At 72.7% G+C, this 10,804-nt stretch carries 5 protein-coding genes and 1 pseudogene; 4 read left to right on the plus strand and 2 right to left on the minus strand.

Translation table 11 applies throughout. From position 1 onward, the window contains the following. Positions 1 to 192: 192 nt before the first annotated feature. The 4 genes from HXX10_RS28540 to HXX10_RS28555 all read left to right on the plus strand — a co-directional run bounded on the left by HXX10_RS28540 (position 193) and on the right by HXX10_RS28555 (position 7,510). Positions 193 to 4,065, plus strand: a complete 3,873-nt coding sequence (locus tag HXX10_RS28540; protein WP_296526848.1) for a glycoside hydrolase/phage tail family protein — start codon at positions 193 to 195, stop codon at positions 4,063 to 4,065. Positions 4,066 to 4,130: 65 nt separating this feature from the next. Next, on the plus strand, positions 4,131 to 6,041 hold the full coding sequence (locus HXX10_RS28545; protein WP_296526851.1) for a DUF2793 domain-containing protein: 1,911 nt from the start codon (positions 4,131 to 4,133) through the stop codon (positions 6,039 to 6,041). Positions 6,042 to 6,102: 61 nt separating this feature from the next. Next, complete coding sequence (locus tag HXX10_RS28550; protein ID WP_296526853.1) at positions 6,103 to 6,894, plus strand: glycosyl hydrolase 108 family protein; 792 nt, start codon at positions 6,103 to 6,105, stop codon at positions 6,892 to 6,894. A 1-nt stretch (position 6,895) separates the two neighbouring features. Beyond that, the gene (locus tag HXX10_RS28555) at positions 6,896 to 7,510 is read left to right on the plus strand and encodes a 3TM-type holin (protein ID WP_296526855.1); all 615 of its coding nucleotides are present in this window, start codon (positions 6,896 to 6,898) and stop codon (positions 7,508 to 7,510) included. Between the two features lie 16 nt (positions 7,511 to 7,526). Here HXX10_RS28555 and HXX10_RS28560 read toward each other — a convergent pair whose 3' ends face one another. Both HXX10_RS28560 and HXX10_RS28565 read right to left on the minus strand, forming a co-directional pair. Continuing rightward, positions 7,527 to 9,800, minus strand: coding sequence for a caspase family protein (locus tag HXX10_RS28560; protein WP_296526856.1), 2,274 nt, complete (start codon positions 9,798 to 9,800; stop codon positions 7,527 to 7,529). Positions 9,801 to 9,802: 2 nt separating this feature from the next. After that, positions 9,803 to 10,804 (minus strand): annotated as a pseudogene (locus HXX10_RS28565) (hypothetical protein); the annotation flags it as partial.

Raw genomic sequence — 10,804 nt, forward strand, 5'->3', positions numbered from 1 at the left:
CTCCTCAAGCTTCTCGCTCAAACGCGATAGCCCTGCCCTGGAGGGGGGAGGTCGGACCGCGAAGCGGTCCGGGCGGGGGTGACAGCGCTGCCTGCGCGCGGGGCTTCACCCCACCCCGGTGCGCGCTTTGCGCGCCCCGACCCTCCCCCTCCAGGGGAGGGTGAAACAGGCGTTTCACAAAAGAGTCTCCCCATGGCCTCGCTCGTTCTCTCGGTTGCCGGCGGTGCGCTCGGTGGCGCGCTGTTCGGTCCGCTCGGTGCCATCGCGGGCCGCATCGCCGGTGGGCTGATCGGTATCTCCATCGATCACGCGCTGCTCGGCGGCAGCAGCGAGCGGCGTCTCGAAGGCCCGCGCCTCGCCGATCTCGACGTGATGGCCTCCACCGAGGGTGCGCCGATCCCGCGCGTCTACGGCCGCGCCCGCCTCTCCGGCCAGGTGATCTGGGCGACGCCGATCATCGAGGTGGCGACCACCACGGAGGAGAGCTCGGGCGGCAAGGGCACGGGGAGCTCGGGCGGCACCACGACCATCACGACCACGTACACGTATTTCGCCGACTTCGCCGTCGGCGTCTGCGAGGGGCCGATCGGCCGCGTCGGCCGCATCTGGGCGGACGGCAGCCTGCTCGACCTCGACGGGCTCACGGTGCGGACCTGGCCGGGCGACGAGGCGCAGGCCGCCGATCCGCTGATCGTCGCCCGGCAGGGCGCCGACGGCACGCCGGCCTATCGGGGCCTCGCCTATGTGGTGTTCGAGCGGCTGCCGCTCGCACCCTATGGCAACCGCATCCCGCAGCTCGCCTTCGAGGTGATGCGTCCGGTCGGCGCGCTGGAGCGGATGGTCCGCGCCGTGACGCTGATCCCGGGCACGACCGAGTTCGGCTACGAGCCGTCCACCGTCGTGCGCCAGCTCGGCCCCGGCCAGACGGGAGCCGAGAACCGCCATGTCACGAGCACGCCGTCCGATGTCGAGGCGGCGCTCGACGATCTCCAGGCTGCGTGCCCGAACCTCGCCGAGGTCGCCGTCGTGGTGGCGTGGTTCGGCACCGATCTGCGCGCCCAGGCTTGTGAGATCGCGCCGGCGATCGACTCCGCCGCCAAGCAGACCCATCCGGCGACCTGGTCGGTCGCGGGCCGCACCCGCGACTCCGCCCGCGTCGTCTCCCAGGTCGACGGGAGGCCCGCCTATGGCGGCACCCCGTCCGACTCCAGCGTGCGCAACCTGATCGCCGAGCTGAAGGCGCGCGGCCTGCGCGTCACGCTCTATCCGTTCGTGATGATGGACATCCCGGCCGGAAGCGGGCGGCCCGATCCGTGGACCGGCGCGGCCTCACAGCCCCCTTATCCCTGGCGCGGACGCATCACCTGCGATCCGGCACCGGGGCGGCCCGGCTCGCCCGACGGCAACGCCGCCGCGCAGGCGCAGGTCGACGCGTTCTTCGGCACCGGCGCGCCCGCGGCCTGGGGCTTTCGCCGCATGGTGCTGCACTATGCCTCGCTCGCCGCCGCGGCCGGCGGCGTCGACACGTTTCTGATCGGCTCCGAGCTGGTCGGGCTCACCCGGGTGCGCAGCGCGTCGGGCGTCTATCCGGCCGTGACGGCGCTCGCCGCGCTGGCCGCCGAGGTCAAGGCGATGCTGCCCGGTGCCTCGATCACCTACGGGGCCGACTGGACCGAGTACGGCGCCCACGTCGTCGATTCGGGCGCCACCGAGGTGCGATTTCCGCTCGATGCGTTGTGGGCCTCGCCGGCCATCGATGCGGTCGGCATCGACTGGTACGCGCCGCTCGCCGACTGGCGCGACACCGCCGATCATCTCGACCGCGCGCTGACCGACGACATTCACGATCGCGCCTATCTGGCCGCCAATCTGCGCGCCGGCGAAGGCTTCGATTGGTACTACGCCAATGATGCGGCGCGCGCGGCCCAGGCCCGCAGCCCGATCACCGACGGGCTCGGCAAGCCGTGGATGTTCCGCCAGAAGGATCTCTGGAGTTTTTGGGCGAACCCGCATCACGAGCGCGTCGGCGGCGTCGAGCTGGCGAGCCCGACGGCCTGGGTGCCGCAGGGCAAGCCGATCAGGATCACCGAGGTCGGCTGCCCGGCGGTCGACAAGGGCGCCAACCAGCCGAGCGTGTTTCCCGATCCGAAGTCGTCCGAGAGCGGGCTGCCCCGCTTCTCCACCGGCGAGCGCGACGATCTGATTCAGCGCCGCGTTCTCGAGGCGGTGCTGACCAGCTTCGATCCCGCCTTCGGCGCCACCACGACCTCCAACCCGGTGTCGTCCGTCTATGGCGGCCGCATGGTCGACCCGTCAGCCATCACGCTGTGGACCTGGGACGCGCGGCCGTGGCCGGTGTTCCCGGCGGCGAGCGACGTGTGGAGCGACGCGCCGAACTGGCAGACGGGGCACTGGCTGTCCGGCCGGCTCGGCGCCTGTCCGCTCGACGGCCTCGTCGACACCATGCTGGCCGATGCGGGCGTCACGGGCTGCGACGCCGGCCGGCTCGGCGGCGGCCTCGACGGCTACGTGATCGACCGGCCGATGGCGCCGCGCGCCGCGATCGAGCCGCTCGCCGCGGCTTTTGCCTTCGATGCGGTCGCCGACGGGGCGGCCCTGGTGTTCCGGCCGCGCGGCGGCGCCCCGGTCGCCGAGCTGACCGATGACGATCTGGTCTGGCCGGAGCGCGGCGCGCCGGCCCGGCTGGTGCGGGCACAGGAGACCGAGCTGCCCGCCGCGGTGGCGCTCGGCTTCAGCGACATCGCCGCCGACTATCGCCGCGCCGCCGTGCAGTCGCGTCGCCTGGTCGGCGGCGCGACCCGCATCCTGCAGGCCGATCTCGCCGCCGTGATGGAGCGCGCCGAGGCGGAGCGCCGCGTCGAGATCCGTCTCCAGGATGTCTGGGCCGGGCGCGAAACAGCGAGTTTCGCGGTGCCGCCGTCGCGGCTCGGGCTGGCACCGGGCGATGTCGTGGCGCTCACGCTGTCGGGCCGGCGGCGGCTTCTGGAAATCCGCGAGCTGGTCGATTCAGGCGCGCGGAGCGTGACGGCGCAGTCGATCGACCCGGAGGTGTTCGCGCTGCCGCTGCCGGCGCGCTCCCGCGTCGCTCCGGTGCTGCCGGATGCGCGCGGTCCCGCCGCCGTCGCCGTGCTCGACCTGCCGACGCTTCCCTCCGACACCGTCCCGGTGCTGGCCCGCATCGCCGTGCTGGCCGATCCGTGGCCGGGCCCGATGGCGGTGTGGCGTTCCTTCGACGGCGCGACCTTCGAGCGGATCGCCGTGGTGGCGGCGCCGGCCGTGATCGGCGAGACGCTCGATCCGGTGCCGGCCGGCCCGACCGGGCGCTTCGACCGGACCATGGGGTTCCGGGTCAAGCTGCACGGCGGCGCGCTCGCCGCGGTGAGCGACGCGGCGCTCTTGGCGGGCGCCAATGCGGCCGTGCTGCAGCAGGCGGACGGGACCTGCGAGGTGTTTCAGTTCGCCACCGCCGAGCTGGTCGATGTCCGCACCTATCGGCTGTCGCGGCTGCTGCGTGGCCAGGCCGGCAGCGAGCGGGCGATGGCGGCGCCGCTCGCGGCCGGTGCGACGTTCGTAAAGCTCGACGACGTGCTGCTTCCGGTCGCCCGCGGGCTCGATCTGCTCGGCCGTGCCATGACGCTGCGGGTGGTGGCGGCGGATCGTCATCACGGCGACCCGAGCGCCGTCACGGTCACGCTGACGCCGCAGCCGACCGCGCTGCGCCCACTCGCCCCCGTGCATCTGCGGGCGCGCCGCACCGATGCCGGCGTCCTGATCAGTTGGATCCGTCGGACCCGCCGCGACGGCGATTCCTGGAATGCGATCGATGTCCCGCTCGGCGAGGACGCCGAGGCCTATGTGGTCGACATCCTGTCCGGCACGACGGTGGTGCGCACGCTCGCGACACCGACGCCCGGCGTCCTCTACGCGGCAGCCGCCGAGCTCGCCGACTTCGGCGCGGCGCAGACGAGCCTGTCGGTCCGCGCCGTCCAGCTCTCGGCGACGGTCGGCCGCGGCTTTGCGGCCCAGGCGACACTGACGGTCTGACGCGGGCGCCTCCCTTCCGGACAACTTTCGACCCGGACACCGTCCGATCAAGCAAAGGCACACTCATGACCGACACGCCCAATCTGGCGCTGCCCTGCATCGACGCCGCCCAGGCCCAGAAGCACGTCACCCACAACGAGGCGCTGCGCCTGCTCGACACGCTGGTGCAACTCACCGTGCACGACCGGCATCTCGCCGCGCCGCCGGCCTCGCCGGCCGAAGGCGATCGTCATATTGTCGCGACGGGCGCCACCGACGCCTGGGCGGGGCACAGCGGCCAGATCGCCGCCTGGCAGGACGGCGCCTGGCTGTTCGCCGCGCCGCGGGTCGGCTGGCTCGCCTATGTGGTCGACGAGGGCGCGCTCGTCGCCTGGACGGGTGCCGCCTGGATCGACGCCATCGCGGCCCTGACGGCGCTCGACAACATGACGCGGCTCGGCGTCGGCACCACGGCGGACGCGACCAATCCGTTCGCCGCCAAGCTCAACAACGCGCTGTGGGTGGCGAGAACGGTCGCCGAGGGCGGCGACGGCAATCTGCGCTGCAAGATGAGCAAGGAGAGCGCCGCCAGGACGCTGTCGCTGCTCTTCCAGGACGCCTATTCGGGACGCGCCGAGATCGGCCTCACGGGCGACGACGACCTGCACGTCAAGGTCTCGCCGGACGGCACGACTTGGAAGGATGCGCTGGTGGTCGATCGTGCGACCGGCGCCTTGCGGATCGGCTCGGCACTCGGGCTCGCGGCGCGGCTCGCGCCGCCGACCCTCACGGCCTCGCAGAACGACTACGCGCCGGCCGGTCTCGACGCCACCGCGGTCGTGTGCCTCGCCGCCGATGCGGCGCGCGCCGTCACGGGCCTGGCCGGCGGCACGGCGGGCGCCGTCAAGGTTCTGCTCAACACCGGCGCCACCACCATCACGCTGACCGACTCCTCGGCCGCCTCGGCGGCCGGCAATCGCTTTCTGTTCGGCCGGGACGCCGTCCTGGCGCCGGGCCGCGCCGCCGTGCTGCTCTACGACGCGACCCTGGCCGGCTGGACCCTGATCGCCGGCACGTCCGGGCCCGGGACCTCGATCACGCCGGGCGGCCGGCTGACGCTCGCGAGCGCGACGCCGGTGCCGACCGCCAACGTCACGGCGGCGTCGACCATCTATTACACGCCCTATGTGTCGAACGCCGTGCCGGTCGCCGACGGCGCCGGCACCATGATCGCGATGCCGTTCGGCGAGCTGGCGAACGTGACGACCGCGTCGAGCGTCGGCAAGGCCGGCCCCGCCGCGGTCGTCGCCAACGCCAACTACGATCTGTTCGTGTGGAACGACGGCGGCGTGCTGCGCCTCACCCGCGGCCCCGCCTGGACCAGCGACACGGCGCGCGGGACCGGCACCGGAACCAGCGAGCTGCAGACGACCGCCGGCCTCTGGACCAACAAATTCGCGATCGGCAACGGACCCGCGCCCGGCATGGGCACCTATGTCGGCACGATGCGCTCGGACGGATCGGGCCTGATCGAGGACAGCGGCCAGAACAGCAACGCCGTGGTGAAGCGCTTCGTCTGGAACAAGTACAACCGCGTCGCCCGCAAGGTGGCGGTCCACTGCACGACCGCCTCGTGGACCTACGGCTCGATCACACTTCGTGAGATCAACGGCACCAGCAGCAACGAGATCCTGATGGTTCGGGGAGACGACGAGGATCCCGTGAGTGTCCGGCACATCGCGACTGCCGTCGTGACGACCGGCGCCGCGGCGATCTGGGGCCTCGGTCTCGACGGCGCCACGAGCTACACCGGCGTCTCGACCTATGTCGGCGGCACGTCCGGCCAGACCACGGCATCGGCCGAATACGACGACTGCCCCGGCCTCGGCTTTCATCGACTGATCGCCGTCGAATCCGTCAACGGCAGCGGCACGGCGACGTTCTTCGGCTCGCTGATCGGCAAGAACCAGGGCCTGATCGGAACCGTCATGGCCTGATCGGGCCGGACATCGCGGCGACTGGCCACGCGTATCCCTTGCAATCTCCGGAGACCTGATCATGAAAGCGTCCTACGACGCCGCGCTCGCGCGCGTGCTCGCCCACGAGGGCGGCTACACCAATCATCCGAGCGATCCGGGCGGGCCGACCAATTTCGGCATCACGATCTTCGACGCGCGCAAACACTGGAAGCCGAACGCCACGGCGGCCGACGTCAAGGCGATGCCGCTCGCGGTGGCGAAGGGCATCTATCGTCGCCGCTACTGGGATGCGCAGCGCTGCGACGAGCTGCCGGCCGGGGTCGATTACGCCGTGTTCGACTACGGCGTGAACTCCGGCATCGGCCGCTCGGGAAAGGTGCTGCGGCGGCTGCTCGATCTTCCGGCCGACACCGGCGTGGTGGGCGACGCCGTGATCGCGGCCGCCCGAACGCGCGAGCCGCGGGCGCTGGTCGAGGCGATCTGCGACGAGCGGCTGCGTTTCCTCGAGCGGCTGAGGACCTGGCCGGTGTTCGGCGGCGGCTGGGGCCGCCGGGTCGCCGAGGTGCGGCGTGTCGCGCTCGCCATGGCGTCGGGGACGCCGCCGGCGGTTTCGCGAAGGCGTCGCGGCGGGGCGCTCGCGGCCGGGACCGCGGCGGCCGGGACCATTGCCGCAGGGACGGCTGCGACCGGCGGGGCCGCAGGCCTCGCCCACCCTCAAAACTGGTCGGTGGCGATCCTGCTCGCCATCGCGGCCGCTGTCGTGATCGCCGTCCTGTTCGTCGGCGCGATCTGGCTCGTTCGACGGGCGCGCCGCCGGCCGGCGGCCGGCAAGGCGCTCGTCGCCGACACCCAAACCCAGACGGGAGGCTGACATGGACTGGCGTGATCTCGGGGCGTCGCTCGCCAAGGCGGGCGCCCCCATCATCGGCACGGCGCTCGGCGGTCCGCTCGGCGGCATGATCGGGTCGGCGGTCGGCGGGGTGGTGGCCGATGTGCTCGGGGTCGAGCCGACCCCGGCTGCGGTCGACGCCGCCATCCGGACGACCTCCGCGCCCGAATTGCATGCGAAGCTGTCGGCGGCCGAGAGCGAGGCGCAGGCCAAATGGCCGGCGCTCGCCGAGATGGTCAAGGCGGAGGCCGAGGCGCAGGCGCGCGCGCTCGCCGACACCAACGCGACCATGCGGGCTGAAGCTGCGGCGGGCGATCCGGTGCAGCGCTGGTGGCGGCCGCTCTATGCGGTCGAGCTGACGCTCGAATGCGCCGCCTTCTGGCTCGCCGTGGTGCGGGCCCTGTTGGTCGGCGACGCCGGCCCGCTGAATGCGGCGATCGGCGCCACCGGGCTCTTGTCGGTCTATTGGGGCGCCCGCTTCGCCGTGCTCGGCGTCTATGTCAACGGCCGCTCGCGGGAAAAGCAGGCGGCGCTGACCGGCGAGGCGGTGCCGGGCGTGATCGGGGCCGTGGTCAAGGCGGTGCGCGGGCGCAAGTGAGGAGGAGGGGCGTCCGTCACTGCATCGCCGGTGCGGGCTCCGGTTCCGGCCGGCTCGCCGGCATGCCGAGGACGTGGCGCGGATCGAGTGCGCCGGCGTGCGACACGAAGGCGGCGAACAGCCCGTCCGGCACGGCGATGCTTGCCGCCCGGTCGATCAGGTCGCAGGCCGCGGCAAGGCGGGCCGTCTCGTGCGGCTCCAGCAGGTCGGGGACATCGAGTAGCTGCCGCCAGTGATCGGCCTGCCGGGCCGCCATGGCCAGCACGGGCGCCAGCCGGGGAACGCCCCGATAAGCCATCTGCGCGAAGGCGTCGCGCGCCGCGACAGTGTCCTCCTCGCGGGCGGCGCGGCGGAGGTCGTCGAGACGCTCCTCGATGCTGCGCGGTCGCGTCAGGGCCGGCCGGGCACCTCGTGGTCCGCGCGAGCGGGCGGCGCGACGCTGCAGCAGGGTCTCGGCCCACAGCACCGGTCCGTCGGGAAGCCAGACGACCTCGTCGGCGAGACGGCGCGGCCAGTCCCACAGGGCTTCGAGCGCTCCGGCGCGCAACAGCACGGTCGCCGCAATCGCGGCGGCGAGCGGCGACGGCCGTTCCCGGTCGAGCGCCGACCGCAGGATCCCGGACCGCACCAGCTCCTCGGCGGCGCGGTCGAGGCTGATCAGCGCCTCCATGCGTTGCGCGGCAAACAGGGCTCTCCACAAAGGGCGAGTCTCGACGTCCTCCTGATAGGACTGCAGCAGGGCACCGCCGACGGTCGGCCCGGCGCTCGGCTCGGCGAGGCGGGCCGTCATGGCCTGCAGGACCCATCGGCCGAGATCGGGTCGCTGGTCGAACTGCAGATCGAGCCGCACCGGGACGGCGGCCGACTGGTCGCGCGGGATCGCCACGGCGAGAACGTTGCCCGGGTCCTCGCCGGCCGCCGCGATCCACACGGCGTCGCCGCCGCCGGGTTCGACCGTCACGTCGATCCAGGCGGTCAGGGCGCCGATCGTCTCGTCGGTCTTCGCCTCGGCCACCGTCACGGTGTCGGGCTCGACCGGCTGGCCGGTCGCCACGTCGAGGATCGTCAGCGACCGGATGAACGGCTCGGTGGCGCTCTCGTGCTTCAGGATCTCGTGCATGACGAAAGGATCGGCGAGATCGCCGAAGCGGCTGCGATTTGGATCGGACCGCATCGCCTTCAGCCGGGCCCCGAGGATGTCGTCCGGCGTGGTGGCGCGGAACGAGGCGAGCACGTCGGCGGCGCGAGCCGCCAGCTCGCGCTGCAGTGCGATCGGGCCGAGAGCTTCCGTGGTGACCGGTCCGGGGGGCGGCGCACCCGTCCCGGGGTCCTTCTCGGCCACCAGCGCGTCGCCGTTGTAGGGATAGCCGCCGGGCTCGACCGGCTGCAGCTTGGTGGCGCTGTACTGCGCGATGAGCGCGCGGACGCGCTGCTTCACATGCGCCTCGAGATCGCGGAACACCAGGCGCCAAGGCGTCACGGCGCAGTCGTAGGGACGCCAGTCGGGAGGCAGCCCGGCCAATCCTTCGAGCAGCGCCTGGCCGAACAACGTGGCCGGTGTGCCGGCGAGCTGATAGGCGAAATTGCCGCTACGCGTGGCCTGCAGCCAGACGGTCGCCTCGGGAGCCTCCGCCGCGTCGATCAGCGGCTCCAGTACGTTCTCGCCGACGATGTTGAGCCGCTTGGCGATGTCGGGGGCGTTGCGGCAGGCGTCGACGAAGAACAGCGCGCTGCCGACGCCGTAGGTTCGCACCGACTGCCACAGCGCGTTGAACGAGACGGCGTTGCGGCGGCCGTGCTGGCCGGTCGGCGCCAAAATGTCCTGCGCGAGCAGGCTCGGCTGCGAAACGTGCTCGAAGCCGTGTCCGGAAAAGAAGAACAACGCGACGTTTGGCGCGGCCGTGTGGCCGCCGGCGATCAGGTCGTCGCCCCAGGCCATGATGGCGGCCCGCAGCGTCTCGAAGCGGGCGTCCGCGTGTGCCCCGCCCGTGATCGCTGCCACGGCGGCCTGCTCGTCGGCGTCGTGCGGTGCCAGCAGGAGCCGGCAGGTCTGCACCGGCGCGCCGGCGACGCGGCCGACCTGCCTGAGCCAGTCGAACACCTTGGCGGCCGTCTTGGCCGACACGGCGAGTTGGCCCATGGCCGCCGTGTCCGGCGCGCGCTGGCTTTCGGGCCCGCCGTCGAGATGCGGATAGTCGCTGATGCCGACGATCAGCGCGTGCACGCCGGCGGGGTCGGGATCGGGCGAGCGCCACAGGCCCTTGGTCGCGGGATCGGGCTGGAGCGCCATGGTCAGCCTCCGATCCGCGCGGCGACCGCCTCGAAGAAGCTCGGGCGGCCGAGATAGCCGGTGTGGGCGAAGGCGAGGCCGTAGCCGGTGTCGTACTCGATGTCGGTGACGCCGTCGAAGACCGGGGCCATCACGAAGCCGACCAGATCGTTGCGGTCGTAGTAGTTGGTCCAGGCGGCGACGCTCGCCGGCCGCGGCAGCTTCTGGGGCGCGCGTGTTCCCGGCTGGCCGCGGAACACCCCGACCTCGGCGAAGTAGGACACCTGCGCGCCGCAACTGATCCAGTGGTCGACGACGAGCCCGGCGAGCGCCGGATCGGCGGGCGCAAAATGGGTCAGGGCATCGTAGAGGAGCTGGCCCCCCATCGAATGGGTGACGACGACGATGCGCTCGCCCGTCGCGGTCTTGTGGGCCTGCGCGGTTTTGAGCGCGTCGAGCACGCGGACCTGGATCGGGCCGGGCTGCCCGGCGGTGCCGCGGGTCTCGAGATAGACCAGCACGTCGCCGATGAAGGCGGCGACCAGGTTGTTGATCGCCGGGCGCAGCTCCGCAAAAACAGTCGAGATCGCGTCGCCCGGAAAGGTGCCGGCGCGCCGCAGCGTCTCGCCGGCGCGCGTCATCCAGTCGGCGATGGCGCCCATCTGCAGCAGGCCGTCGCCGGTCAGCGCCGCATCGACCTCCTGCACCAGCCGCGCTGCGCGCTTCGCATCGGTGTCGTCCTTGGCGACGATCGCATCCCAGCGGGCCGCCACGGCAGCCGCCGTGGCGGCGAGCGGCGCCGCGGTCGGGTCCTCGGCGAGCGGGTCGGGGACCCGCGTCGCGCCCGGGGCGCCGCGATCCCGCAGAGCGCGGGTGGCGAGATAGAGGTCGACCAGGAAGTCCGGCCGTTTGCCGACCGGCACGGCGGCGAGCGGCGGGGCCGGCGGTGCGGCGGGAGCCGCAGGGCCGGGAGCCCCGAGCACCGGGCCCGTGACCGGGACGCCGGCCGGCCGGGCATCGAGCGG

Origin of the sequence: Rhodoplanes sp., assembly GCF_013377085.1 — a bacterium.
GTDB lineage: Bacteria > Pseudomonadota > Alphaproteobacteria > Rhizobiales > Xanthobacteraceae > Rhodoplanes.